Origin of the sequence: Pseudomonas sp. NY15354 (assembly GCF_048068075.1) — a bacterium.
Classification (GTDB): domain Bacteria; phylum Pseudomonadota; class Gammaproteobacteria; order Pseudomonadales; family Pseudomonadaceae; genus Aquipseudomonas; species Aquipseudomonas guariconensis_C.
Genome location: NZ_JBLUPV010000001.1, coordinates 100,701 through 125,071, shown reverse-complemented (window position 1 = coordinate 125,071; position 24,371 = coordinate 100,701). Strand labels below are relative to the sequence as shown.

Here is a 24,371-nt window from a genome sequence, read left to right as displayed (position 1 = left end):
TCCACGTCAGCAACATCGCGCCCCGGCCGACGCTTGGGTACAATTGCCGGCCACCTTGATCGAGTAACAGGACCTTTACATGATCGCTTGCCTGCGGCTGTTCACAGCCCTCTGCTTCGCTGCCCTGCTGGCAGCTTGCGCCAGCTCGCCCTCATCCAGCCTGGGCGAACTGCCACGCACCCCGGATGCCAGCATCGAGCAATTGCTCGACAAGGCAGCCACCAGCAAGTCCGCGGAAGATGCCGCACTGCTGCGCCTGAGCGCCGCCGACCTGGCCTACAAGCAGAAGGATTACCCACGCGCCGCACGCATTCTCGAGCAGGTCCCGATGGACTCGCTCAAGCCGGCCCAACAAGTGTTCGCCAGCACCCTGGCCGCCGAGCTCGCCATGAGCCGCAACCAGCCCAAGGCGGCCCTGAGCGCCCTCGCCCACCCGAGCCTGCAACGCCTGGACGAATTGCCGAAGGACCAGCAGGCACGCACCTACAGCGTTCACGCCGCCGCCCTGGAGGCCGACGGTCAGGCTCTGGCCGCCGCCCAGCAACGCGTACTGCTTGCCCCGCTGCTCAGCGACAAGGCCGCCGCGGCGAACGACGACGCCATCTGGGCTCTCGTCGCCTCGCTGCCAGCCGAGCAACTGCAACAGCCCGCCAACAATGAAACCCTCGCCGGCTGGACCAGCCTGGCCCTGACCGTCAAGCGCGCTGGCACCCTGGAGCAACAACAGGCCGCCATCGACACCTGGCGCGACCAGCACCCGGATCACCCGGCCGCCAAGCAACTGCCGCAGGCCCTGGCCAAACTCAAAGAGTTGGCCAGCCAGCCACTGACCAAGATCGCCCTGCTGCTGCCTCAGGAAGGCCCGCTCGCGGGCGTTGCCCGCGCCCTGCGTGATGGTTTCATGGCTGCCCACTTCCAGGCCCAGCAGTCCGGCCAGCCCGCCCCGGCCGTACAGGTCTTCGACAGCTCGCGCATGACCTCGCTCGATGAGTTCTATCGCCAGGCTCAAGCTGCCGGCGTGCAACTGGTCGTCGGCCCTCTGGAAAAACCCTTGGTGAAAAAGCTTGCGGCCTACCCGCAACTGCCAATCACCACCCTGGCCTTGAACTACGCCGACGCCGGACAGAAAGCACCACCACAGCTGTTCCAGTTCGGCCTTGCCGCCGAGGACGAAGCCCGCGAAGTCTCCCGCCGTGCTCGCGCCGACGGCATGGTTCGCGCCGTGGCACTGGTACCGAGCGGCGAATGGGGTGACCGCGTGCTGGCCGCCTTCCGCCAAGACTGGGAAAGCCACGGCGGCACCCTGCTGGCCGCCGAACGCATCGCCCAGCCGGTCGCCCTGGCACAACAGATCGCCGAACTGTTCCAACTGCGCCAGAGCGAAGGTCGCGCCAAGAGCCTTCAAAGCACTGTAGGTGGCACCATCGCCGCACAGCCTTCGCGTCGCCAGGACATCGACTTCATCTTCCTCGCCTCGACCCCGCAACAGGCGCAGCAGATCAAGCCGACCCTGAATTTCCAGTACGCCGGTGACGTTCCGGTCTATGCCACCTCGAACCTGTACAGTGCCAGCGGTGACGTGAACCAGTACAACGACATGAACGGCATTCGCTTCTGCGAAACCCCGTGGCTGCTCGATTCCGCCAACAGCCTGCGCCAGCAGGTCGTCCAGCAGTGGCCTCAGGCCGCTGGCAGCCTCGGCCGCCTGTACGCGATGGGTGTCGATGCCTACAGCCTGGCGCCGCGCCTGAACCAGCTCAAGGCCCTGCCCGACAACCGTGTCGAAGGCCTTTCCGGCAGCCTGACCATGAATCCCAGCCAGCGCGTCGAACGCCAACTGCCCTGGGCCGAGTTCTCGGGCGGCCAGGTCAAGCGCCTGCCGGACACCCCTCGCTGATGCCCGACGCGCCGCCTGCCAGCGCTGGCCAGGCTGCGGAAAACCATGCCCTCGCGTTTCTTCGAGGGCAGGGTCTGCAGTTGCTGGCGCGCAACTGGCGATGCAAGGGTGGTGAGCTCGATCTGGTCATGCTCGACGCCGATACAGTAGTATTCGTCGAAGTCCGCTACCGGTTGCACGCGGCCTTCGGCGGAGCCGTCGGCAGCATCGACATGCGCAAACAGAAGCGACTGGCGCTAGCCGCCAACCTGTTCCTGCAGAAGGAGCCACGCTGGGCCGATCAGCCCTGCCGCTTCGACGTTGTCGCCCTGCAGGGCAGCCACCATGCGGGCCAGCCGCTGCAATGGCTGAAAAACGCCTTCGAATGCTGAACCCATTCCGATTTTTTAGCTCTATGTTTCGCGGGCTGGTCCCTGTCGCGCGTCGCGCCGGCCACCGCCCCTCTTAAGGTCACACCAGATGGACATGCAATCCCGAATTCGCCGGCTGTTCCAGGCCAGCATCGACACCAAGCAACAGGCGATGGACATCCTGGCACCCCATATCGAGCAGGCCAGCCTGGTCATGGTCAATGCGCTGCTCAACGAGGGCAAAATGCTCGCGTGCGGCAACGGCGGCTCGGCCGGCGATGCCCAGCATTTCTCTTCGGAGCTGCTCAATCGCTTCGAGCGTGAACGCCCGAGCCTGCCAGCCATCGCCCTGACCACCGATAGCTCGACCCTCACCTCGATCGCCAACGACTACAGCTACAACGAAGTCTTCTCCAAGCAGATCCGCGCCCTGGGCCAGCCCGGGGATGTGCTGCTGGCGATCTCTACCAGCGGCAATTCCGCCAACGTGATACAAGCGATCCAGGCCGCGCACGACCGAGAAATGATCGTCGTGGCACTGACCGGGCGCGACGGCGGAGGCATGGCCTCGCTGCTGCTGCCTGAAGATGTGGAGATCCGTGTGCCGTCGAACGTCACCGCGCGAATCCAGGAAGTCCACCTGCTGGCGATCCATTGCCTGTGCGACCTGATCGACAGCCAACTGTTCGGGAGTGAAGAATGATCCCTAAGCGCCTCGGCCTGATGGCCCTGACCCTGTGCCTGAGTATCTCTGGCTGCAGCTCGGTACTGACCTCCACCCGCAACTCGCCCATCGAGGACGATCGCGGCACCCGCACCATCGGTAGCAAGATCGACGACTCGCTGATCGAGACCAAGGTTTCGGTCAACATCGCCAAGGCCAACGCCGACCTGGACAAGGGCTCTCACATTGTCGTCAGCAGCTACAACGGCGTAGTCCTGCTGGCCGGCCAGACCCCACGCGCCGACCTCAAGAGCCTGGCCGAGCAAACCGCCAGCCAGGTACAACGGGTCAAGAAGGTCCACAACGAGCTGCAAGTCATGCAGCCGTCCTCGATCCTTGCCCGAAACAACGACGCCTGGCTGACCACCAAGATCAAGGCTCAGATGCTGGGCGATGCCAGCGTGCCCAGCACCCGCATCAAGGTGATCACCGAGAACGGCATCGTCTACCTGCTCGGCCTTGTGACCCAGGGCGAAGCCAACGCCGCCACCAACGTGGTGCAGGGCGTCTCGGGCGTGCAAAAGATCGTCAAGTTGTTCGAATACATCGACTGACGCAAACAGCGTAACGCCTGACCGCAATACAAGCCCGCCCCGCAGGGATCACACACGACCCTGCGGGAGCGGCAAACCCCGCCCCAAGATCCGTTCCACCCCTCGCTATCCTCAGGAAGTACCCATGAAGAAGTCCCTGCTGTCCGTCCTCGCGATCGGTGCATTCGCCGCCCTGGCCGGCTGCTCGACCCCAAGCCAGATCACCCTCAACGATGGCCGCGAAATCCAGACCGTCGACACACCGAAGTACGACAGCGACGCTGGCTTCTACGAGTTCGAGCAACTGGACGGCAAGCGTACCCGCGTCAACAAGGACCAGGTCCGCAGCATTCAGGATCTGTAAGCCCAAGACCCGAAACCAATAAAAAAGGCGATCCATCTGGATCGCCTTTTTTGTTACTTGACCACCTTGAGGCTGGGTCGACCACTGGGGCGTGGTGGCTGGCCACCTCCCTCGGGCGGGCCATCGTCATCCGGCTCGACATCGTCGTCCAGTTCGTCGCTGTCCAACGGTGGCTCCAACTCGAAGACCATGCCCTGACCGTTCTCCCGGGCATAGACACCCAGGATTGCACCGACCGGCACGAACAACGAATGCGCCACGCCGCTGAAGCGACCTTCGAAACTGACCGCCTCGTTGTCCATGTGCAGGTTACGCACGGCATTGGGGGAGATGTTCAGGACGATCTGGCCATCGCTGGCAAATCCCTGGGGAACCTGGACTGCTGGAAACTCAGCATTGACCAGCATGTGGGGCGTGCAATCGTTGTCGACGATCCACTCGTACAGCGCTCGAACCAGATAGGGGCGACTGGAGTTCATCAACGGCTCCTTAAAGCTTGCGCATTTCACGTTCTGCAGCGGACAGGCTCGCCTGGAAAGGCTCGCGGGCAAACTGCCGCTCCATGTAATCCAACAGCGGCTTGGCCTGCCGCGACAATTCGATACCCAATACCGGCAACCGCCACAATATGGGCAATAGACAACAATCGACCAGGCTTTGCTCCTCACTCATGAAGCAAGGGAACTCTCCGAACAACGGAGATACGCCAGTCAGGCTCTCGCGCAATGCCTTGCGCGCCTCAACGCGCGCCGCCTCCGTGCTGCGCGCATCGAGGATGGTGTCGGCCAGCGCGCACCAGTCGCGCTGGATGCGATGCATCAGCAGACGGCTGTTGCCGCGCGCCACCGGATAGACCGGCATCAGCGGCGGGTGCGGATAACGTTCCTCGAGGTACTCCATTACCACGGTCGATTCGTACAGCGCCAGATCGCGATCGACCAAGGTCGGCACGCTGGCGTAAGGGTTCACTTCGACCAGCTTGGGCGGCAGGCGTGCAGGATCGACATCGACGATCTGCACGGTGATGCCCTTCTCGGCGAGAACAAGGCGTACCCGGTGAGAATAATGATCAGCGGGGTCGGAATAGCAGGCTAACCGGTTGGTTGCGCCCATGTAGCGCCTCCTCGCATGGGGATGCTTTGTGAAACTCTAAATGCAAACGCGCCCTGGAGAGCTCCACCGCTTCAGCGATGGAGCGCTCCAGGGCGCGTTCAACTACCAGAAACTACTGCGTGATCAGTGCACGTCCTTCCAGTATTCGCGCTTGAGCAAATAAGCGAATATGAAGAAGAAAGCCAGGTACAGCAACACATAGGTACCAATGCGCTGGCTTTCCAGTTTGACCGGGTTGGCCGAATAGGCCAGGAAGGTCACCAGGTTCTTGACCTTCTCGTCGAACTGCTCGGTCGTCAGGGTACCGGATTTCGGCTCGATGGTCAGCTGGTCACAGGCTTCATGGGTCAACGGACTGCCGGTGAGCGGGTCGAACTGCTTCTTGCCATCGACCACCATCTGCACCTGCTTGCAGCCGATCACCTGATTACCCTGCAGACCAACCAGCACGTTAGGCATGCCGACGTTCGGGAACACCTTGTTGTTCACCCCATAAGGACGCGACTTGTCCTCATAGAAGCTGCGCAGGTAGGTGTACAGCCAGTCGGTGCCGCGAACACGCGCAACCAGGGTCAGGTCGGGCGGCGCCGCACCAAACCAGGTCTTGGCATCGCTGGGCTGCATACCGATCGTCATGTGATCGCCGATCTTGGCACCGGTGAACACCAGTTTCTCGAGCATCAGCTCGTGCGGGATGCCCAGATCATCGGCCACTCGCTCGTAGCGCTGGAACTTGGCGCTATGGCAACCCATGCAATAGTTGGCGAAGGTACGTGCGCCATCCTGCATGGCAGCCTTGTCGGTCAGGTCGATATCGACCTTGTCCAGCACCGGACCGTGCTCGCTGGCGGCGAAGGACAAGGCGGGCATCATTGCCAGGAACAGTACTGCAATTAGCTTTTTCATCAGCCAGTCACCCTTTCCGGAACCGGTTTGGTCTTCTCAAGCCTTGTGTAGAACGGCATCAGCAGGAAGTAGGCGAAATACAGCACGGTGCAGACCTGCGACAGCAAGGTCCGACCCGGCGTAGGCGCCAGTACGCCCAGCACACCGAGAATCACAAAGGCAATGCAGAACACCACCAGGAACACTTTGCTCATCCAGCCCTTGTAGCGCATCGAGCGCACGGGGCTGCGGTCAAGCCAGGGCAACACGAACAGCACGGCAATCGCGGCCCCCATGGCGATCACACCGAACAACTTGTCGGGGACCGCACGCAAGATCGCGTAGAACGGCGTGAAGTACCAGACCGGCGCGATATGCTCAGGTGTCTTGAAGGCGTTCGCCTGTTCGAAGTTCGGTTTTTCCAGGAAGTACCCACCCATTTCCGGGAAGAAGAACACCACCGCGCAGAACACAAAGAGGAACACCACCACACCGACGATATCCTTGACGGTGTAGTACGGATGGAACGGGATGCCGTCGAGCGGAATGCCGTTTTCATCCTTCTTCTTCTTGATGTCGACGCCGTCCGGGTTGTTCGAACCCACTTCGTGCAGGGCCAGGATGTGCAACACCACCAGGCCCAGAATCACGATTGGCAGGGCCACCACGTGCAGGGCGAAGAAGCGGTTCAGGGTGATACCCGAAATCAGGTAGTCGCCGCGGATCCACTGGGTCAGGTCACCGCCGATCACCGGGATGGCGCCAAACAGCGAGATGATCACCTGGGCGCCCCAGTAGGACATCTGGCCCCATGGCAGCAGGTAGCCCATGAACGCCTCGGCCATCAGCGCCAGGTAGATCAGCATGCCGAACAGCCAGACCAGTTCTCGCGGCTTCTGGTAGGAGCCGTAGAGCAGGCCGCGGAACATGTGCAGGTACACCACGATGAAGAACGCCGAGGCGCCGGTCGAGTGCAGATAGCGCAAGATCCAGCCGTATTCGACGTCACGCATGATGTACTCGACCGAGGCAAATGCCTCTTCCGCCGAGGGCGTGAAGCTCATGGTCAGCCAAACACCGGTGACGATCTGGTTGACCAGCACCAGCAGTGCCAGCGAGCCGAAGAAGTACAAGAAGTTGAAGTTCTTGGGCGCGTAATACTTGCTCAGGTGGTCTTCCCACATCTTGGTGGCGGGGAAGCGAGCATCAATCCAGTCCATGAACTTGCTCATCATGCCTTCTCCTGATCGATGCCGATGACAATGATGTCGTCCGACTCATACGAGTGCGGAGGCACTGGCAGGTTGAGAGGTGCCGGTTGCGACTTGTAGACGCGACCAGCGAGGTCATAGTGCGAACCGTGGCAAGGGCAGAAATAGCCGCCTACCCATTTCGGCCCCAAGTCAGCGGGCGCGACCTCTGGACGGAAGGTCGGCGAACAACCCAAGTGGGTGCACAGACCAACAAGGACAAGGATCTCCGGCTTGATCGAGCGATTCTGCGGGTCGACGTAGGTCGGCTGCACCGAAGCCTTGGATTCGGGATCGGACAAGTCCCCGGTGATTTTCTTCAGATTGCCGAGAATTTCCTCAGTTCGTCGCACGATGAAAACAGGTTGCCCCCGCCACTCAGCCACCATCTGCTGACCTGGCTCGACCTTGGCGATATTGACCTTCACCGGTGCGCCGGCGGCTTTCGCCTTGGCACTGGGGAACCATGACCCCACGAACGGTACCGCAGCCCCCACTGCCCCCGCTGCGCCTACCACGGATGTGGCGGCTACGAGGAAGCGGCGCCGGCCTGCGTTGACGCCGTCATTGCTCATTCAGTCCTCTCCCATCAGCTGCTTTGGCCTGTTGGATCAGGCATCTACTTAGTTGTGTCTGTGGCACTAAAAGTTGGCCGCAATGGTAAGGAACAAGTCCACACACTGACAAGGTGATTACCCCCCAGGCGGGCTGCAACCCTCGCTTTGCTTGATCTGCGTCTATGCGGCAAGTTGTCACTGACATGCTGACAGGTTAGTTCAAGACATAAAAAAAGCCCGGTTCCATAAACGGAACCGGGCTTTTTTTCGACTGCCGAAGCGGTATTAACGCTTGGAGTACTGAGGACGCTTACGCGCTTTACGCAGACCCACTTTCTTACGCTCGACTTCACGAGCGTCGCGGGTGACGTAGCCAGCACGACGCAGAGCGCCACGCAGGGATTCGTCGTAGTCCATCAGAGCGCGGGTGATACCGTGACGGATCGCACCGGCTTGACCGCTGACACCACCACCGGAAACGGTGACGTAGATGTCGAACTTCTCAACGGTCTCGGTCAGCTCCAGCGGCTGGCGAACAACCATGCGAGCGGTTTCGCGACCGAAGAACACGTCCAGAGAACGGTTGTTGATGGAAATGTTACCAGTACCCGGACGCAGGAAAACGCGAGCGGTTGCGGTCTTGCGACGGCCAGTGCCGTAATTTTGAGTCGCCGACATAATGAACTATCCCGTTAGATCTTCAGTTCTTGAGGCTGCTGAGCAGTGTGTGGGTGAGCAGCACCCGCGTACACTTTCAGCTTGCGGTACATGTCGCGACCCAGCGGGTTCTTCGGCAGCATGCCTTTGACCGCGGTCTCGATGACACGCTCAGGGGCTTTGTCGATCAGCTTCTCGAAGCTGATTTCCTTGATGCCACCTGGGAAACCGGAGTGGGAGTAGTACATTTTGTCCGAAGTTTTGGCACCAGTAACACGTACCTGCTCGGCGTTGATGACGACGATGTAGTCGCCGGTGTCAACGTGAGGGGTGTATTCTGGCTTGTGCTTGCCACGCAGACGACGAGCGATTTCGGTAGCCAGACGACCCAGGGTCTGACCAGCGGCGTCAACTACGTACCAGTCGCGCTTTACTGTTTCCGGTTTAGCAGTAAAAGTTTTCATTCTCTAAAGCCTCAGAGGCCGCCCAGCGAAAAATAGACGGCGAATCTTACTGGATAGTGCACAGCTTGCCAAGGGCAAGCGCGCAGCCGCACACGGACGCTATTGGGGGCTCGGGTCGGCGCGTCCAATGTTCGACAAGGGTTCCTTCTGCATGGTGGTGCATCACTTCCGCCACACGGAGAGGTGCCGAATTATCCAGATTGCAGAAAAAAATTCAACCTGATTTGATGGTTCGATTTGCAGGAGACGATGCCCATGGAATATCGCCAACTCGGCCGAACCGACCTTGATGTCAGCGCCCTGTGCCTGGGCACCATGACCTGGGGCGAACAGAATGACGAGGCCCAGGCCTTTGCCCAGATCGCTCTGGCCAAGGCCAGCGGGGTCAACTTCATCGACACGGCAGAGATGTATCCGGTGCCGCCACGCCCGGAAACCTACGCCGCCACCGAGCGCATCATCGGCAACTGGTTCCGCCGCCATGGCGATCGCGACGACTGGATCCTGGCGAGCAAGGTCGCAGGTCCTGGCAACGGTATCAGCCACATCCGCGACGGCCAGCTCAAACACAACCGCCAGCACATCGTCGCCGCGCTGGAAGACAGCCTGCGGCGCCTGCACACCGACCGCATCGACTTGTACCAATTGCACTGGCCCGAGCGCAGTACCAACTTCTTCGGCAAGCTGGGCTACCAGCACCTGCCCCATGATCTGTTCACGCCGCTGGAAGAAACCCTCGAGGTGCTCGACGAGCAGGTGCGTGCAGGCAAGATCCGCCATATTGGCCTGTCCAACGAAACGCCATGGGGCACCATGAAGTTCCTGCACCTGGCCGAGACCCGTGGCTGGCCGCGGGCAGTGTCGATCCAGAACCCCTATAACCTGCTCAACCGCAGCTTCGAGGTGGGCCTGGCGGAAGTGGCGATCCGTGAGCAGTGCGGTTTGCTGGCCTATTCTCCCCTGGCCTTCGGCATGCTCTCGGGCAAGTACGAGGACGGCGCACGGCCAGCGCATGCACGCCTGACGCTGTTCAGCCGCTTCTCCCGCTACTCCAATCCGCAGACCGTCTCCGCCTGCAGCCGCTACGTGCAGCTGGCTCGCCAGCATGGCCTGGACCCAGCGCAGATGGCCCTGGCCTTCGTCACCCGCCAGCCGTTCGTGACCAGCAACATCCTGGGCGCCACCAGCGTGGAGCAACTGCAAAGCAACCTGGACAGCCAGGCCTTGACCCTCAGCGACGAACTGCTCGCGGCCATCGAGGCGATCCATCAGGACCAGCCCAACCCGGCGCCTTGAACGCAGTCCGGCATATCCTCTTCGCAGACAAACCCACCTCCACGGCGTCGCGTACTTTTCTGTGGACGTGGGCTTTTTCGCAAATGGATCCAACTGGCTTTGGCGGGGTAGACACAACCGCCAAAAAATAAGACGATCCAGCCGGTGATTGACCACTCTACCCTATAAGAACAATGACAATGATGTTTACCCAACCCTCCGCGTCGTTGCGGCGCGTCAGCATCCTGGCCATTGACAAGGTGTTCGCTTCGACCCTCATGCAAGCCAAGGATTTCTTCCACCTGGCCAGCCTGCGCTACAGCAAGCAATTGGGCCTGGGGCTGCAACCGATGTTCGAGATCTGCCTGGTGAGCCCGGACGGCAAGCCTGTGGACAGCTTCAGCAATGTTCAGGTACCGGTCGACAGCGGCCTGGTCGATGCCGACGTGATCATCCTCCCGGCGTTCTGGGAAGACTTCGACAACCTCCAACAACGCTACCCCCAGGTCCTGCCCTGGCTACGCGAGCAGCATGCCCGCGGCGCGGTACTGTGTGGCGAGGCCAGCGGTGTGTTCTGGCTGGCCGAGGCAGGCCTGCTCGATGGCAAGGAGGCGACCACCTACTGGCGGTTCTTCAACAGTTTCGCCGAGCGCTTCCCCAACGTACGACTGAACCAGGACAAACACCTGACCGACGCCGACAACCTGTACTGCGCAGGCGGCACCACGTCGGCGTGCGACCTGTACATCTATCTGATCGAGCGTTTCTGCGGCCCCAACGTCGCCCGCGCCGTGGCCCGCGACATCCTCTACGAAGTGCAACGCAGCTACACGCCCGGGCGCATGGGCTTTGGCGGACAGAAGCTGCACCAGGACCTGATCATCCTGCAGATCCAGCACTGGCTGGAGGAGCACTTCGCCGATAAGTTCCGCTTCGAAGACGTGGCGCGCAATCACGGCATGAGCATCCGCAACTTCATGCGCCGCTTCCAGAGCGCGACCGGTGACAAACCCCTGCACTACCTGCAACGTCTGCGCATCGAGACCGCCAAGGGGCTCTTGTCGAGCACGCGCAAGAGCATCAAGACCATCAGCTATGAAGTGGGCTACGACGACGCCAGCTTCTTTGCCCGGCTGTTCCGCCAGCACACTGAATTGTCACCGAACCAATATCGGCAGCAGTTCGTTCAGGAAGCCTGAATACAGGAAACCCGCGCCCACAGGACCTGCGATGATCCTTGTGGGAGCGGGTTTACCCGCGAAGCGAACACCGCGAAAAGACAGGTGCTCCCAGAGAAAATCGACGTTAGGGCTTGTGCGCCCGCGCCAGGAACTCGTGGGATTGCATCTCCAGCAGACGGCTCAGCGTGCGCTGGAACTCGAAGCTCAGACGGCCACCGGTATACAGGTCCTTGAGCTCGACCTCGGCGGAGATGATCAGCTTGACGTTACGGTCATAGAACTCGTCGACCATGTTGATGAAGCGTCGGGCGATGTCATCTGTGGTCACGCCCATCTGCTCGACATTACTCAGCAACACGGCATGGAAGATCTTGCCCAGTTCGATGTAATCGTTCTGGCTGCGCGGACCATCGCACAAGGCGCGGAAGTCGAACCAGGCGACGTCATCACACGTACGGATCGCTTGGATTTCGCGGTTCTCGATCACCAGCACGTCGTTTTCCACAGCCTGGGTGCACTCGGGCGTCAAGGCGCGGAAGCTCTGGCGCAGGCTTTCATGGGCGGCGTCATCGAGCGGGAAGTGATACAGCTCGGCCTGCTCCAGGTGACGCAGACGATAGTCGACCCCGCTGTCGACGTTGACCACTTCGGTGTTCTGCTTGATCAGCGCGATGGCCGGCAGGAAGCGCGCACGCTGCAGGCCATCCTTGTACAGGCCGTCGGGGACGATGTTCGAAGTCGCCACCAGGGTCACGCCATTTTTGAACAGCTCTTCCATCAAGGTGCCGAGGATCATCGCATCGGTGATGTCGGAGACGAAGAATTCGTCGAAGCAGATCACCTTGGCTTCGTCAGAAAAGCGCTTGGCAATGATGGTGAGCGGGTTCTTCTCGCCCTTGAGGGTCTTCATCTCCTCGTGCACACGCTTCATGAAGCGGTGGAAGTGCGTGCGCATCTTCTGCTTGAACGGCAGCGCCTCGAAGAAGGTATCGACCAGGTAGGTCTTGCCGCGGCCCACGCCACCCCAGAAATACAAGCCCTTGACCGGTGCCTGCTCCTTCCTGCCGAACAGCTTGCCGAACACACCGGGCTTGTTGTTCTGCGCCGCCAACAGGTCGTCGTACAGGCGCTGCAGGTGACGCACCGCAGTTTCCTGCGCCGCATCATGGAAGAAGTCGGGACGTTTCAGATCTGCTTGATATCGTTCGAGGGGCGTCATGATTCGTTAGCGAGGCAACAAAAAACGGGCCGTCACTGTAGCGACAGGCCCGCTTAATGGCAATCATACATACGGCCATTACGCCGCTGGGCTGTGCGCTACCGGTAAGCAAGCCCCAATTCGGATTGTCTGTTCCAACCCTTTCGCGGGTGAACCCGCTCCCAAAGGTACAGCGGATTCACCCACGAAGACCGGCGAAAAGCCGGTGCCCTACGCCTCAGTCTTGAGGCTGCAAGGCTGCGCGCAGGCTCTCGATGGCCGCGTCACGGGCCTCGCCGGTCTGGAACTGCGGCCCATCGGCCACCTGCTCGCCGTTCAGCCAGAGCGAGAAGCCCAGGCCTTCGATACGCACATCCGCTTCCCCCCCCTGCTGCAACTGCTTGCTCACGGCGCCTGCGCTCTTGCCGTCGGCGAAGCTGCGCGAAAGCAGCAGTTGCTCGCCATCGGCGGCCAGCAGGCGGAAGCGGAAGCTGCCGTCGTCGTCGCGGAAACTGATGAAGCGCGCAGTCTTGGCGGCTTTCTTCTTCACTTCGGCGTTGGCCTGGACGCTGGTGCGGAACGAACGCAGGCCTACCGCCTCGCGCAGTTGCTCGAGGAACGGCGTGGCGATCTTGCGGGCCTTGGCGGCACCCGCCAGGAGAATGTCTTCGAGGTCGGATGGGCGCGAGATCAATTGGTGGTAGTGCTCGCGCTTTTCGGCCAACTGGCCGTCGAGCAACTGGAACAGACGCTGCTTGGCCTCGCCCCAACCCAGGCCCTGCAACAGCTCTTCGCGGAATTCGGCCGACTGCGCAGGTGTGGCGAAGGCCTGGAACAGGGTGAACAGGTGCGAGTTGTCCGCGTCCTTCGGCTCGCCCGGCGCGCGGGAGTCGGTGACGATGCGCGAGATCGCGTCCTTCATGTCCTTGGCGCTGGTGAACAGCGGGATGGTGTTGTCGTAGCTCTTGGACATCTTACGACCGTCCAGGCCCGGCAGCGTCGCCACGGTTTCCTCGATCACCGCCTCCGGCAGGGTGAAGAAGTCCTTGCCCTGGCCGAAGAGGTGGTTGAAGCGCTGGCCGATGTCGCGAGCCATTTCCACGTGCTGGATCTGGTCACGGCCGACCGGCACCTTGTGGGCATTGAACATCAGGATGTCCGCAGCCATCAGCACCGGATAGCTGAACAGGCCCATGGTGACGCCGGCGTCCGGGTCTTCGCCGGCTTCGACGTTCTTGTCCACCGAGGCCTTGTAGGCGTGGGCGCGGTTGAGCAGGCCCTTGGCGGCGACGCAGGTCAAAAGCCAGGTCAGCTCGGGGATCTCAGGGATGTCGGACTGGCGATAGAAAGTGACCTTGTCCGGATCCAGGCCACCGGCCAGCCAGGTGGCGGCGATTTCCAGACGCGAACGCTGGATGCGCTGCGGATCGTCACATTTGATCAGCGCGTGGTAGTCGGCCAGGAAGTAGAACGAGTCGGCACCGGGCTGCTGGCTGGCGACGATCGCAGGGCGGATGGCGCCGGCGTAGTTGCCCAGGTGCGGGGTGCCGGTGGTGGTGATACCGGTGAGAATGCGCGTAGTCATGGGTGTTCGCTTGATCAGGCTTGGCTCAGTTCGAAAGACGCGGCAGCACCAGATCCTTCAGATCGGTCAGCTTGCCATGGAAAAAGTGTCCGCATTCTGCCACTTTCAGCAGCTCATGGGGGCGCGGCAGGTTGTCGGACCAGTCGTATACCAGCCGGGGGTCGACAACTTCATCGGTGTCCGGCTGCACCACGGTCAGCGGGCAACGCTGGGCCAGCGGGAACTGTTCGCTCAGGCGCATCACCGCCGGGGCGATCATGAACAAGTGCTGCAACGTCACCTCGGCAGCCTCCAGGCGCCCCGCCAGGCTGGCCGCGACGAATCCACCGAAGGAGAAGCCCATCAGCACCAGCGGCAGCTCAGGGTGCTTGGCCCGCAACCAGGCGGCAGCCGCCTGGGCATCGTCGACTTCGCCTGCGCCCATGTCATGGGTGCCGGCGCTCTGGCCTACACCACGGTAGTTGAAGCGCAAGGTGATGTAACCTGCGTCACGGGCGGTACGCTGCAGGGTCGAGACCACCTTGTTGAGCATGGTGCCACCCTGGACCGGATTGGGATGGCAGATCAGCACCGCACCACGGGCATCGGCCACATCCAGGTACAAGGCTTCAAGCTGGCCGCAGGGGCCATCAATGAACAAGGGGGTTTCGCGGATAAGCAAGGCACTACTCCGTGACCTCGGTGAAGGTCGACTCGTCTAGCTGAAGAATTCTGTTCTGATTTGCGATCGCTCGCGGTATACAGCGCAGGTCTGAGCCGTTAACGTAAAGCAAAGCCGTTTATAGAGGAAGGACTCGTGGAACTCTCGCTCCTTGTTTGGTTGTTGCCGACCCTGGCCCTCGTCGTCGGCGTGGTGGTGGGCTTCGTCGTCGCCCGTCTGCTGCCCAACGCAGCGCCCAGCAGTACCCAACGTCAGCTGGATGACATCCAGCAGCGCTTCGATAGCTACCAGAACGAAGTGGTCACCCACTTCAACAGCACTGCTTCGCTGGTCAAGAAACTGACCCAGAGCTACCAGGACGTCCAAGACCACCTGGCCGACGGTGCCAACCGCCTGGCCCTCGACGACGTGACCCGCCAACGCCTGCTGGCCGCCCTGCATTCCGAAGCGGCCCAGGGCCCACGTGATCGCCTGACACCGCCAAAAGACACCGCCGAAGTGCCTCGCGACTACGCGCCCAAGACGCCGAACTCGCCGGGCATGCTCGATGAGAGCTACGGCCTCAAGCGCTGAACATCAAAAAGGCCTCGCAAGAGGCCTTTTTTGTGGGCGAGCAAGAAATGCTCGTAAGAGCTGGCAAAGCCTGCGATGGGCCGCAAAGCAGCCCCTGGATGAAATGAGCTAGCCTTCCACCACGAGCCCTTGCCAGCCCGCCGCTCATCGACACCAAGGGGCCACACCGCCGGCGATCTCATACCGCGCCCTCGCCTGCCCCAATACCTCTTCGCCCAGTCGCCCTTGCCTCACCAGGCTGTACAGCGCCGCCATCACCACACTGTACCGATCCACCTCGAAGAAGCGCCGCAGTTGCTGACGTGTATCGCTGCGCCCAAAACCATCGGTGCCCAGTGTCATGTAAGGCGCCTGCACATATTCGGCGATCAGTTGCGGCCAGGCCCGGGCATAGTCGCTGGCGGCGACCACCGGGTCATCGCCGGCCAGGCACTGGCTCACATAGCTGATGCCCTCATGCCCCTGGGTCGCCGCCCGTTGCGTGTCCCGTGCCTCACGCGCCAGTTCGCTGAAACTGGTGACACTGAAGACGTCGCTGTCCACCTGCCATTCGGTGGCAAGCAGCTCGCTGGCAGCGATCACTTCACGCAGAATCGCACCGGAGCCAAGCAACCGCACCCTGGCCCGTGGCTGCAGGGCCTGCTGCCTGGCGAAACGGTACATGCCGCGCAGCACATCGCCCCGTACGGCCTCTGGCAGCGAAGGCTGTGGATAGTTTTCGTTCATCACAGCCACGTAGTGGAACTCGTCGCACTGCTCCACCAGCATGCGCCGGGCCGCGTGATCGAGAATGACCGCCAGTTCGCCAGCAAAACACGGGTCCCACGCTCGGCAATTGGGCACCAGCGCCGCCATCACCAGGCTAGAGCCGTCCTGGTGCTGCAACCCTTCGCCGCCCAAGGTAGTACGCCCGGCCGTGGCGCCCAGCAGCAGGCCACGGGCGCGCTGGTCAGCGGCGGCCCAGATCAGATCGCCCACGCGCTGGAACCCGAACATCGAGTAATAGATGTATACCGGCAACATGGGCTCGCCGTGTACCGCGTAGGACGTGGCCGCCGCCACCCACGAAGAGATCGCCCCAGCCTCGGTGATCCCCTCCTCCAGCAGTTGGCCGTCCCGTGCCTCTTTGTAGCTGAGCAGGGACCCGGCATCCTCAGGCTCGTAGCGCTGCCCGCAGGACGAATAGATACCGATCTGTCTGAACAAACTGGCCATACCGAAGGTACGCGCCTCATCGGCGACGATCGGCACCACCCGTGGCCCTAGCTCCGGCGCTTTCAACCAATGCCCGAGCAGCCGCACGGCGGCCATGGTGGTGGACATTTCCTTGTCCGCGGCATGCAAGGCAAAACCGCCGAAGGCTTCCAGATCCGGCAGCGCCAAGCGACGACAGTCGCTGCGCCGCACCGGCAACGGCCCGCCCAGCGCGGCCCGTTGTTGGCGCAGGTAACGCATTTCCGGGCTGTCCTCGGCAGGCCGATAGAAGCGCAGTTGCTCCACGGCGTCGTCCGACAGCGGCAAATGGAAGCGATCACGAAACGCCAACAGCGCCTGCACATCGAGCTTCTTGGCCTGGTGCGCAGTCATCCGCGACTCACCGGCGCTGCTCATGCCATAGCCCTTCTTGGTCTTGGCCAGGATCACCGTCGGCCGCCCCTTGCAGGCCTTGGCCGCGGCATAGGCCGCGTGCAGTTTGCGAAAATCGTGACCACCACGCTTGAGGGCGTTGATTTCGTCGGAGCTCATGTGCGCCACCAGACGTCGCAGCGCCGGCTGCTGGTTGAAAAAGTGCTCAAGGTTGTAGGTGCCATCTTTGGCGCCAAGGGTCTGGAACTGCCCGTCTGGCGTCGCCGCCAACTGACGCAGCAACACATGCTCGTGGTCGCGAGCGAACAGGGCATCCCACTCCGAACCCCAGAGCACCTTGATCACGTTCCAGCCTGCGCCGCTGAACAACGCCTCCAGTTCCTGGATGATCTGCCCATTGCCACGTACCGGGCCATCCAGGCGTTGCAGGTTGCAGTTGACGATGAACGTCAGGTTGTCCAACCCTTCGCGCGCGGCCAGGGTCAGGCCCGCCGTGGATTCTGGCTCATCCATCTCGCCATCGCCGAACACGCCCCAGACATGCCGTGAATCAGTCTCGAGCACGCCGCGATGCTGCAGATAGCGCATGAAGCGCGCCTGGTAGATGGCATTGAGCGGGCCAATCCCCATGGAGCCGGTAGGAAACTGCCAGAAGTCCGGCATCAACCAAGGGTGTGGATAAGAGCACAGGCCACCGCCGGCGACCTCCTGACGATAGCTCGCCAGTTGCGCCTCGCTCAGGCGCCCTTCGAGAAACGCCCTAGCGTAGATGCCCGGCGCAGAATGGGGTTGGAAGAACACCAAGTCCGCCGTGCGTCGCTCACCACCGCTCTCTCCCCGGAAAAAGTGCTGGAAACCCACCTCGAAGATCTCCGCCGCCGAGGCATAACTGGCGATATGCCCGCCCAGATCGCCATAGGCGTGATTGGCCCGCACCACCATGGCCAGGGCGTTCCAGCGCAAGATGCCGGTGATGCGCTCGTCCATCTCCAGGTCGCCCGGATAGGCGCCTTGCTGCTCCACCGACAAGGTGTTGCGGTAGGCAGAAAATGGCAGGGCATCACGCGCCAACCCTAACTCCAGGGCATGGCTTTGCAGGCGCTGCAATAGATAGCGCGCCCGGGCTGGTCCGCAATGGGCCAAGGCCGATTCGAGCGCTTCGCACCATTCGCGGGTTTCAGCCGGGTCGCTGTCCAGGTCGGTATCCTGGGCCGTCAATGGCTCGTTCGGATTCATCATCGCCACCATCGGGCTTATCCTTCATATTCCGGGCATGATTCGCGGGTAAACCCGCTCTCAGCGGTTTTACCTGTTCTCAGAAATGTCGCGGTGTCTGTGGGAGTGGGTTTGCGCGCGGAGCAAGACCGTTGCTCCCACAGTTTCTGACGCTGCCTCAGGCGCAGGCCTTCAATGCCTGGGCGATATCGGCCATCAAGTCATCGATGTCCTCCAGCCCCACCGACAACCGCACCAAACCTTCAGAGATGCCATGGTGGGCACGCTCCTGCGGCGTGTAGCTCGAGTGAGTCATGCTCGCCGGGTGCTGGGCCAGCGACTCGGCATCACCCAGGCTCACCGCCCGACTGAACAGCTGCAGGGCATTCATGAACCGCCGCCCCGCCTCGATCCCACCCTTGAGCTCGAACGCGATCATCCCACCCGGCAGACGCATCTGCCGCTGGGCCAGCGCATGCTGGGCAAAACTCGGCAGGCCCGGATAGTGGATCAACTCCACCTGTGGCTGGCGCTCCAGGTATTCGGCCAACTGCTGAGCATTGCTGCAGTGGCGCTCCATGCGCAGGGCCAGGGTCTTCATGCCACGCATCAGCAGCGAGGCATCGTGAGGCGAGAGCACCGCACCGGTCATGTCCTTGAGGCCCTCCAGGCGGATGCGGTCGATCAACGCCTTGCGCCCGACCACCAACCCCGCAGTGATATCGCCATGACCACTCAGGTACTTGGTGGCCGAGTGCACCACCAAGTCGGCACCCAGCTCCAGCGGGCGCTGCAGGTAAGGCGTGCAATAAGTATTGTCCACCACGATGTGGATGTCGCGACCGTGCACCGCCTGCGCGACGGCCGCGATATCGACCAGGTGCATGTTGGGGTTGGCCGGGCTTTCGAAGTAGATCATCCGGGTCTTGGGCGTGATGGCCGCCTTCAGCGCTTTTTCGTCGTTGAGGTCAATGTGCAGGATCTTGACCCCGAACTCGCCGATGCCATGGTGCAGGTAGGCGAAGGTGCAGCCATACAGGGTACGCCCCACGATCAGTTCATCGCCCGGTCGTAGCAGCGTCCATAGCGTCGAGGTGATGGCGCCCATGCCCGAAGCCAACGCCAGCCCTGCTTCGCCACCTTCGAGCGATGCCATGCGTTGTTCGAGCAAGGCCAGGGTCGGGTTGGAAATGCGGCTGTAGAAATGCCCACTCTCCTCACCTGCAAAACAGGCGGCGCCGTACTCGACGGTCGGGAAGGCATAGGTGGCGGTCTGATACACCGGCGGCACCAGCGCGCCGCCGTGGGAAAGCGGGTCATAGCCATGATGGATGGCCCGCGTGGAGAAACCGGTGTTGTTATTGGAGTCGCGCATGGCAACAGCCTCTGGTGGTTTGTTATAAGCTTATGCCACCGGATCGCGGGTAATTTTCCAAAATCGCCCACGCATTCGCCTATCTTTTGGCATAAAAACAACAAACCAAACACCAGGAGGGCAAATCATGCCTTCAACCCTCGACCGCACCGACCGAGCCCTGCTCGCGGCCTTGCAGGACAACGCCCGCCTCACCGTCGCCGAACTCGCCGACCAGGTTTCCCTGACCACCTCGCCCTGCTGGCGGCGCGTCAAGCTGCTGGAGGACAACGGCTACATCACCGGCTATCAAGCCATCCTCTCGCCCAAGTCGCTGGGCTTCGGCGTGACCGCCTTCGTGAGCATCATGATGGATTCGCACACCAAGGAAATGGCCCTGGCCTTCGAGAAACGGCTGCTGGAAATCCCCGAGATCGTTTCCTGCCACAATATTTCCGGGCGCTATGACTTCTTGCTGGAGATATTGGCAAGGGATTTGGAGTCGTTTGGGGAGTTCACGCGGGAGGTGTTGCAACGTTTGCCGGGCGTTAAAGAGATCTATTCGAGCTTTTCGTACAAGGCGGTGAAGGAACGGCGAGTGATTCCGGTGTCGGAAAAACACATATGAAACAGCTGACAACCTTCATACCCAGCGACTCCACCCGACACCACAAAAACCAACTTGCGCTTGTTTTCATCCGGTCGATTCATCTACACCCCATGAAAGCACGCACCCGCCCTCCTACTGATCGCTGAAATCCATAGAGCGCAACGCTCCATGTAAGACCCGTCTCCCACTAATGAGGGGAGCTTCCTACTTGAACTTGTGAAAAAGCGAAGTATCCCGCAACAGGGTTCATGGTGAAAATAATGTCCCCCTAGATGCGCGAGCACACCATGAAACGACTCAACCTTACGATCATGTTTTTTCTTTCCGGGTGCGGCAACGACTGGATGTGGATCCCTGATAGACAAGACATAAAATTCAAATGTGACATGGACCCCTATCGGCAAGGTTGCGAAAGAAGAATAGATTATCAAGAGCATTACAAACTGATTCAAAAGCCGAAAAATTAAATAAATCAAACTTCCCAACCTGAAGCGCAGCCGCAGCAGCTCCAACCCACGCCAATAAACCCAGCAGCTTTGCAAAGCTCAAGCAAACCAGAAGTCTTCCTTCTATAGCCACCAGATTCTCCCTACGGCCGCAGCCGAGGTATCGCACAATATATAGCCAAGCGTTTAACCAAAATCCTTGCCAGACTCTAGAAACCCACAACACGTTAACCACAAAAGAATAATCAATGCCCGACTTACCCTACTCAACCATTAAAGAGCTGACTGCTCTATCAGCAATCTTTCTAGCAGGTTGCAATAACGACATGTCTTTATTCTTCCCAGACCGATAAGCGGTTCATTTCAAATGCAACATGGATCCTTTGCGGCAAGGCTGCGAACGGCAGATGGACTATCAGGAGCACTTTCGATGGATCAAGCAACCCCAGTCCTAGGCGTCTTGAAACAGTCACTTCTCACCGGCCTCCTACTCCTATCAGCCTGTAGTGCCGGCGCCCCCTACCTGGTGCCAGACAGCTCAGATCAACGCTTCAACTGCGACATGGCCCCCTACAGCCCAGCGTGCGCGCAACGCAGCGATTATGACCGGCATCTGGAAATGATCAGGACCGAAAAACAGACCCGGCGTCTGTTGCGCAACTAGTCCGACTCCACAAATTAAAAAACCGTCCAAAGGCGGTTTTTTAATTCGCAATAGTCGAGAATCGAATTATGCCGTAATGACGCAGTATATCCAACATCTAACGCCGTCCTCCAAACTGGTGGTTTGGGTATCGATCACCAAGTCCGCATCCAGCGGCACATCGTATGGGAAACTTTTCCCCAAGGTGTAGTTTCAGAGTTAAAAGGTACATATGAATCCTACAACGTGCTCCTACGGCGCTTACCGCGCCTTCGTTCACAGCCCTGCTATATACCCGACAGAATCCTCTCAGCCAATTCTCAATAATCGCCATGACCGTTCAACTTGGAGAGACTCATGGCCCCACAAAAAATCGGAAGCACTTATTATCTAGATGAAGGTCTCTATATCAATGCTTATCGCGACAAGCCATTTACAGGTGGCATAGGTGGCGGTGGAAGCGGCTCGGGTGGTTGGGGACTGAACGACGGCCCACGTAGGGGAGAGGGGCAAGGGTCTCAACGCCCGCGTCATGACATCATACCTGGATGGAACACTATATTATTTGACGAACTAAAAGGCATCAATGCTGATATCGATAAAAAAATGGCGCCTCGCTACAAAGCGCTTTCCAAAACAATAGAGATCGAAATCAACGAAGCAAAAATTCGCCATATTTCAAAAGGCGCCACGCCTTACATTAAAGCCAAAGCCGAACAGCGTGGGTTGTTTGAACTCATCCACAGCAAACGAGGCGAATACACCACCCACCTTGAAAGAGAGCTTTCATTCTGGGGTAGCAGCATCTTCTACAAACCCCCAATCTATTTTATTTCCAAAGGCACGAAGCTCCTGAAGAAAAACAAACTAGATGCGGCATTCTTGGGATACGAAACCTCTTTACAATCTGCCCATGAGCGAAAAATAATTGACCGAATATTCGAAGCCATCCGCCCGCACCTTCATGCTACAGCGAAAGCGTTGGAAACCACTGAAAATCTTGCCCAACTTGATTACGCCCTAACAATAAAAATCCTCGATGAAAAAGCCGACGCCATCCGGATCGAACAAGTATTTTATTTCCAGGCCCTCCCTGGCTTCTTACAAAATGATTTACTGAAGGCATCTCCGAAGGCAAGCCAACAAAACTCGGTACAAACGTTGGCCTACTATGAACAAGCACTACGGACGTTGGCTGCTAATAGGGCTAAAGCGATAACCCCTTATCTCAAGGCCAATCCCAACATTAAGGCACCTCTGACAAGCGCTGAGCTGGAAGCACTTGATAGCCTGATCCAACATCAACAGCTCAAAGGTGTCGGGCCACGTTGGCTCGACTATCACAAGTCACTGCTCAACAAGGAGTCTGCTCGGATACTGAACGACACACTGACGGCATTTTCCGGACTGAATGCCCGTGCAAAACGAGTGGAGCAACAGCGAACCGCCGCCAACGCGCAGGAAGCGGCTCGCAAAAAAGCAGAAGCTGAACGCAAAGCCAAAGAGTTGGCTCAGCAAAAAGCGGACGCAGCGCGCAAAGCCGAAGAGCTCGCGCGCCAAAAAACCGAGGCTGAACGCAGAGCAAAAGAAGCTCAGCAGAGGGCTGAAGCTGAACGCCAACAGATCAGTTTCATCGCGCTGGAAGGCGCTTCGGTCTCCTTACCGCTGGCGCTTCCTATCGGTGCAGCCACCTTCGCGATTCCACAAACAGCCTACATTGCACTGCAAAACGCCATACAGGAGGCCGTGACTGGTTTGGCCCGCATTGCAGCGCCAGTGGTCGGTAACATCCTTGTTGGCACTCTGTTTCTGGCTTGGCCTTCGACATTGGGAAACAGCGAACGGCGCTACCTGGTCAGCGTCCCTCTCACAGACCTTTCTACACCTGACAGACCAGACTTAGCAGCCCTGGCTCTGAAATCGGAAAGTATCGACCTGCCCTATCTGATCGCAAGCAGCGGAAGAGGGGCCGAACTAGATCTGTACCTCACCCCCGGAGGTCGGGCGGTTCCTGTTCGCACCGCCACGTTCGACAGCCAACGCCAAGTTTACAGCCTGGCACTGGACAACCCGCAGCGCATTCTTACTTGGACGCCCGCCAACGCACCAGGTAGCGAACATGGGAGCTCCACCAGCCTGCCACCCATCCCGCCCGGCACTGTCGTCTACACCGGCAGCAGCTTGAATCCGGTCAAGACGGAGCAACAGGGCTATCCTGCGCTGGATCTGCTGGATCAAGAACGGCTGATCGTTACCTTTCCGGCTGATTCGGGTTTGCCACCGATACTAGTGATATTCAAAGATCCTCGTCTGGATCCGGGGGAACATTATGGGCAAGGCTTGCCCACCTCCGGCGTCTGGCTTGGAGATCAAGCGCGTAGCTCAGGAGCGCCTATCCCATCGCAGATTTCAAAGGCGCTATCGGGTAAAGCGGTGCGAGACATGAAAGAATTCCGAGAGGATATTTGGAAAGCGGTGGCACAAGACAATCAACTTTCCGCCCAGTTCTCCGAAACCAACCTGAAGCGCATGGCATCAGGGCTAGCTCCAAAAGTACAAAGTATTGATCGGCACAAGTCACAGTCTACTTTTGTACTTCATCATCACATTCCTGTTTCAGCAGGCGGTGCGGTCTACGACCATGACAATATTCGAGTCGTCACCCCAAAAGCTCACTTGCAAATCCATTACGGAGAGCAGCCATGAAAGAGAAAAGCAAAATTTCTGACTATACTGAATCAGAGTTCCTCGACTTTTTGAAATTAATATTCGAGACAAACGGATCCAGCCCTGATGAAATACTGGACCCATTACTGGATCATTTTGAAAACATTACCGAACACCCGCTGGGGACTGATCTAATTTTCTGGCCAGAAACGGCTGAATTAGGAAAGCCAGAGCAAATTGTTCGAATTGTCAAAGAGTGGCGCTTGGCAAATGGCAAGGACGGCTTCAGAGCTTCATAAAATTGGGCCAGTCAAGGCCCCTTATGAAACGTCAGCGCTCACCGGCCTCCTGCTCCTATCAGCCTGTAGTGCCGGCGGCCCCTACCTGGTGCCAGACAGCTCAGATCAACGCTTCAACTGCGACATGGCCCCCTACAGCCCAGCGTGCGCGCAACGCAGCGATTATGACCGGCATCTGGAAATGATCAGGACCGAAAAACAGACCCGGCGCCTGCTACGCAACTAGTCAGGTGCCATAAACAAAAAACCCCGCCGAAGCGGGGTTTTCTGTTTATGGCAAGCG

General features: G+C 59.7%; 24 protein-coding genes and 1 pseudogene. 11 read left to right on the top strand and 14 right to left on the bottom strand.

Annotated elements, in window-relative coordinates; genetic code table 11:
• Window positions 1–79 precede the first annotated feature (79 nt).
• The 5 genes from ACNFCH_RS00580 to ACNFCH_RS00560 all read left to right on the top strand — a co-directional run bounded on the left by ACNFCH_RS00580 (window position 80) and on the right by ACNFCH_RS00560 (window position 3,868).
• Window positions 80–1,897, top strand: a complete 1,818-nt coding sequence (locus ACNFCH_RS00580; protein WP_416742083.1) for a penicillin-binding protein activator — start codon at window positions 80–82, stop codon at window positions 1,895–1,897.
• Window positions 1,897–2,268, top strand: coding sequence for a YraN family protein (locus ACNFCH_RS00575; RefSeq protein WP_337158568.1), 372 nt, complete (start codon window positions 1,897–1,899; stop codon window positions 2,266–2,268). Before ACNFCH_RS00580 ends, ACNFCH_RS00575 begins: the two co-directional genes overlap by 1 nt.
• A gap of 88 nt (window positions 2,269–2,356) precedes the next feature.
• Window positions 2,357–2,950 carry a phosphoheptose isomerase gene (locus ACNFCH_RS00570; protein ID WP_043207486.1) on the top strand — a complete coding sequence of 198 codons (594 nt, stop codon included), beginning with the start codon at window positions 2,357–2,359 and terminating at the stop codon, window positions 2,948–2,950.
• Window positions 2,947–3,525, top strand: coding sequence for a BON domain-containing protein (locus ACNFCH_RS00565; protein WP_070092334.1), 579 nt, complete (start codon window positions 2,947–2,949; stop codon window positions 3,523–3,525). The genes ACNFCH_RS00570 and ACNFCH_RS00565 overlap by 4 nt, the downstream gene beginning before the upstream one ends.
• A 124-nt stretch (window positions 3,526–3,649) precedes the next feature.
• Entirely contained in the window at window positions 3,650–3,868 is a 219-nt protein-coding gene (locus ACNFCH_RS00560) for a YgdI/YgdR family lipoprotein (RefSeq protein WP_070092333.1), read from the top strand.
• Window positions 3,869–3,921: 53 nt separating this feature from the next.
• Here the strand turns inward: ACNFCH_RS00560 and ACNFCH_RS00555 are convergent, their stop codons facing one another.
• The 7 genes from ACNFCH_RS00555 to rplM all read right to left on the bottom strand — a co-directional run bounded on the left by ACNFCH_RS00555 (window position 3,922) and on the right by rplM (window position 8,794).
• Entirely contained in the window at window positions 3,922–4,347 is a 426-nt protein-coding gene (locus ACNFCH_RS00555; RefSeq protein WP_337158567.1) for a ClpXP protease specificity-enhancing factor, read from the bottom strand.
• Window positions 4,348–4,357: 10 nt separating this feature from the next.
• Window positions 4,358–4,981, bottom strand: a complete 624-nt coding sequence (locus ACNFCH_RS00550) for a glutathione S-transferase N-terminal domain-containing protein (protein WP_337158566.1) — start codon at window positions 4,979–4,981, stop codon at window positions 4,358–4,360.
• A gap of 123 nt (window positions 4,982–5,104) precedes the next feature.
• On the bottom strand, window positions 5,105–5,887 hold the full coding sequence (locus tag ACNFCH_RS00545; protein WP_337158565.1) for a cytochrome c1: 783 nt from the start codon (window positions 5,885–5,887) through the stop codon (window positions 5,105–5,107).
• A complete protein-coding gene (locus tag ACNFCH_RS00540; protein WP_196163155.1) occupies window positions 5,887–7,098 on the bottom strand; it encodes a cytochrome b in 1,212 nt (403 codons plus the stop codon). Before ACNFCH_RS00540 ends, ACNFCH_RS00545 begins: the two co-directional genes overlap by 1 nt.
• A complete protein-coding gene (gene petA / locus ACNFCH_RS00535; protein ID WP_070092328.1) occupies window positions 7,098–7,691 on the bottom strand; it encodes a ubiquinol-cytochrome c reductase iron-sulfur subunit in 594 nt (197 codons plus the stop codon). Before petA ends, ACNFCH_RS00540 begins: the two co-directional genes overlap by 1 nt.
• A 267-nt stretch (window positions 7,692–7,958) precedes the next feature.
• A complete protein-coding gene (rpsI, locus tag ACNFCH_RS00530; RefSeq protein WP_043207470.1) occupies window positions 7,959–8,351 on the bottom strand; it encodes a 30S ribosomal protein S9 in 393 nt (130 codons plus the stop codon).
• A 14-nt stretch (window positions 8,352–8,365) separates the two neighbouring features.
• The gene (rplM, locus tag ACNFCH_RS00525; protein WP_043207468.1) at window positions 8,366–8,794 is read right to left on the bottom strand and encodes a 50S ribosomal protein L13; all 429 of its coding nucleotides are present in this window, start codon (window positions 8,792–8,794) and stop codon (window positions 8,366–8,368) included.
• A gap of 255 nt (window positions 8,795–9,049) precedes the next feature.
• Between rplM and ACNFCH_RS00520 the strand changes: the two genes are divergently transcribed.
• Both ACNFCH_RS00520 and ACNFCH_RS00515 read left to right on the top strand, forming a co-directional pair.
• Entirely contained in the window at window positions 9,050–10,090 is a 1,041-nt protein-coding gene (locus tag ACNFCH_RS00520) for an NADP(H)-dependent aldo-keto reductase (RefSeq protein ID WP_416742082.1), read from the top strand.
• A 281-nt stretch (window positions 10,091–10,371) separates the two neighbouring features.
• Window positions 10,372–11,268: a GlxA family transcriptional regulator gene (locus ACNFCH_RS00515; protein ID WP_167358094.1), complete on the top strand. Its 897-nt coding sequence runs from the start codon at window positions 10,372–10,374 to the stop codon at window positions 11,266–11,268.
• 106 nt (window positions 11,269–11,374) lie between these two features.
• Here ACNFCH_RS00515 and zapE read toward each other — a convergent pair whose 3' ends face one another.
• The 3 genes from zapE to ACNFCH_RS00500 all read right to left on the bottom strand — a co-directional run bounded on the left by zapE (window position 11,375) and on the right by ACNFCH_RS00500 (window position 14,694).
• Window positions 11,375–12,469: a cell division protein ZapE gene (gene zapE, locus ACNFCH_RS00510; protein ID WP_070092326.1), complete on the bottom strand. Its 1,095-nt coding sequence runs from the start codon at window positions 12,467–12,469 to the stop codon at window positions 11,375–11,377.
• Window positions 12,470–12,686: 217 nt separating this feature from the next.
• Window positions 12,687–14,033, bottom strand: a complete 1,347-nt coding sequence (locus ACNFCH_RS00505) for a tryptophan--tRNA ligase (RefSeq protein WP_337158563.1) — start codon at window positions 14,031–14,033, stop codon at window positions 12,687–12,689.
• Between the two features lie 25 nt (window positions 14,034–14,058).
• On the bottom strand, window positions 14,059–14,694 hold the full coding sequence (locus ACNFCH_RS00500; RefSeq protein ID WP_416742081.1) for an alpha/beta hydrolase: 636 nt from the start codon (window positions 14,692–14,694) through the stop codon (window positions 14,059–14,061).
• Window positions 14,695–14,829: 135 nt separating this feature from the next.
• On the opposite strand from ACNFCH_RS00500, the gene ACNFCH_RS00495 reads away from it, so the two are divergent.
• Window positions 14,830–15,267 carry a YhcB family protein gene (locus tag ACNFCH_RS00495; RefSeq protein WP_070092323.1) on the top strand — a complete coding sequence of 146 codons (438 nt, stop codon included), beginning with the start codon at window positions 14,830–14,832 and terminating at the stop codon, window positions 15,265–15,267.
• A gap of 144 nt (window positions 15,268–15,411) precedes the next feature.
• Here the strand turns inward: ACNFCH_RS00495 and mdeB are convergent, their stop codons facing one another.
• Together mdeB and ACNFCH_RS00485 are read right to left on the bottom strand one after the other, a co-directional pair.
• Window positions 15,412–18,093: an alpha-ketoglutarate dehydrogenase gene (mdeB, locus tag ACNFCH_RS00490; protein WP_416742150.1), complete on the bottom strand. Its 2,682-nt coding sequence runs from the start codon at window positions 18,091–18,093 to the stop codon at window positions 15,412–15,414.
• 154 nt (window positions 18,094–18,247) lie between these two features.
• The gene (locus ACNFCH_RS00485; protein WP_337158560.1) at window positions 18,248–19,444 is read right to left on the bottom strand and encodes a methionine gamma-lyase; all 1,197 of its coding nucleotides are present in this window, start codon (window positions 19,442–19,444) and stop codon (window positions 18,248–18,250) included.
• Between the two features lie 127 nt (window positions 19,445–19,571).
• On the opposite strand from ACNFCH_RS00485, the gene ACNFCH_RS00480 reads away from it, so the two are divergent.
• Window positions 19,572–20,051, top strand: a complete 480-nt coding sequence (locus tag ACNFCH_RS00480) for an Lrp/AsnC family transcriptional regulator (protein ID WP_043207451.1) — start codon at window positions 19,572–19,574, stop codon at window positions 20,049–20,051.
• A 357-nt stretch (window positions 20,052–20,408) separates the two neighbouring features.
• Here the strand turns inward: ACNFCH_RS00480 and ACNFCH_RS00475 are convergent, their stop codons facing one another.
• Together ACNFCH_RS00475 and ACNFCH_RS00470 are read right to left on the bottom strand one after the other, a co-directional pair.
• Complete coding sequence (locus ACNFCH_RS00475; protein ID WP_416742080.1) at window positions 20,409–20,612, bottom strand: hypothetical protein; 204 nt, start codon at window positions 20,610–20,612, stop codon at window positions 20,409–20,411.
• A 597-nt stretch (window positions 20,613–21,209) separates the two neighbouring features.
• Window positions 21,210–21,323, bottom strand: a pseudogene (locus ACNFCH_RS00470) (hypothetical protein); the annotation flags it as partial.
• Between the two features lie 156 nt (window positions 21,324–21,479).
• Between ACNFCH_RS00470 and ACNFCH_RS00465 the strand changes: the two are divergent.
• A complete protein-coding gene (locus ACNFCH_RS00465; RefSeq protein ID WP_416742079.1) occupies window positions 21,480–23,828 on the top strand; it encodes an S-type pyocin domain-containing protein in 2,349 nt (782 codons plus the stop codon).
• Window positions 23,825–24,088, top strand: coding sequence for a bacteriocin immunity protein (locus tag ACNFCH_RS00460; RefSeq protein ID WP_043207449.1), 264 nt, complete (start codon window positions 23,825–23,827; stop codon window positions 24,086–24,088). Before ACNFCH_RS00465 ends, ACNFCH_RS00460 begins: the two co-directional genes overlap by 4 nt.
• Window positions 24,089–24,371 lie beyond the last annotated feature (283 nt).

Bases quoted from the DNA above. Each gene is read 5' to 3' on its own strand.
- ACNFCH_RS00520 (WP_416742082.1), top strand. From the start codon at position 9,050: ATGGAATATCGCCAACTCGGCCGAACCGACCTTGATGTCAGCGCCCTG.
- rpsI (WP_043207470.1), bottom strand. From the start codon at position 8,351: ATGTCGGCGACTCAAAATTACGGCACTGGCCGTCGCAAGACCGCAACC.
- ACNFCH_RS00570 (WP_043207486.1), top strand. From the start codon at position 2,357: ATGGACATGCAATCCCGAATTCGCCGGCTGTTCCAGGCCAGCATCGAC.
- ACNFCH_RS00505 (WP_337158563.1), bottom strand. From the start codon at position 14,033: ATGACTACGCGCATTCTCACCGGTATCACCACCACCGGCACCCCGCAC.
- ACNFCH_RS00565 (WP_070092334.1), top strand. From the start codon at position 2,947: ATGATCCCTAAGCGCCTCGGCCTGATGGCCCTGACCCTGTGCCTGAGT.
- ACNFCH_RS00580 (WP_416742083.1), top strand. From the start codon at position 80: ATGATCGCTTGCCTGCGGCTGTTCACAGCCCTCTGCTTCGCTGCCCTG.
- petA (WP_070092328.1), bottom strand. From the start codon at position 7,691: ATGAGCAATGACGGCGTCAACGCAGGCCGGCGCCGCTTCCTCGTAGCC.
- ACNFCH_RS00485 (WP_337158560.1), bottom strand. From the start codon at position 19,444: ATGCGCGACTCCAATAACAACACCGGTTTCTCCACGCGGGCCATCCAT.
- ACNFCH_RS00555 (WP_337158567.1), bottom strand. From the start codon at position 4,347: ATGAACTCCAGTCGCCCCTATCTGGTTCGAGCGCTGTACGAGTGGATC.
- ACNFCH_RS00545 (WP_337158565.1), bottom strand. From the start codon at position 5,887: ATGAAAAAGCTAATTGCAGTACTGTTCCTGGCAATGATGCCCGCCTTG.
- ACNFCH_RS00480 (WP_043207451.1), top strand. From the start codon at position 19,572: ATGCCTTCAACCCTCGACCGCACCGACCGAGCCCTGCTCGCGGCCTTG.
- ACNFCH_RS00560 (WP_070092333.1), top strand. From the start codon at position 3,650: ATGAAGAAGTCCCTGCTGTCCGTCCTCGCGATCGGTGCATTCGCCGCC.
- ACNFCH_RS00465 (WP_416742079.1), top strand. From the start codon at position 21,480: ATGGCCCCACAAAAAATCGGAAGCACTTATTATCTAGATGAAGGTCTC.
- ACNFCH_RS00540 (WP_196163155.1), bottom strand. From the start codon at position 7,098: ATGAGCAAGTTCATGGACTGGATTGATGCTCGCTTCCCCGCCACCAAG.
- rplM (WP_043207468.1), bottom strand. From the start codon at position 8,794: ATGAAAACTTTTACTGCTAAACCGGAAACAGTAAAGCGCGACTGGTAC.
- ACNFCH_RS00550 (WP_337158566.1), bottom strand. From the start codon at position 4,981: ATGGGCGCAACCAACCGGTTAGCCTGCTATTCCGACCCCGCTGATCAT.
- zapE (WP_070092326.1), bottom strand. From the start codon at position 12,469: ATGACGCCCCTCGAACGATATCAAGCAGATCTGAAACGTCCCGACTTC.
- ACNFCH_RS00460 (WP_043207449.1), top strand. From the start codon at position 23,825: ATGAAAGAGAAAAGCAAAATTTCTGACTATACTGAATCAGAGTTCCTC.
- mdeB (WP_416742150.1), bottom strand. From the start codon at position 18,093: ATGATGAATCCGAACGAGCCATTGACGGCCCAGGATACCGACCTGGAC.
- ACNFCH_RS00575 (WP_337158568.1), top strand. From the start codon at position 1,897: ATGCCCGACGCGCCGCCTGCCAGCGCTGGCCAGGCTGCGGAAAACCAT.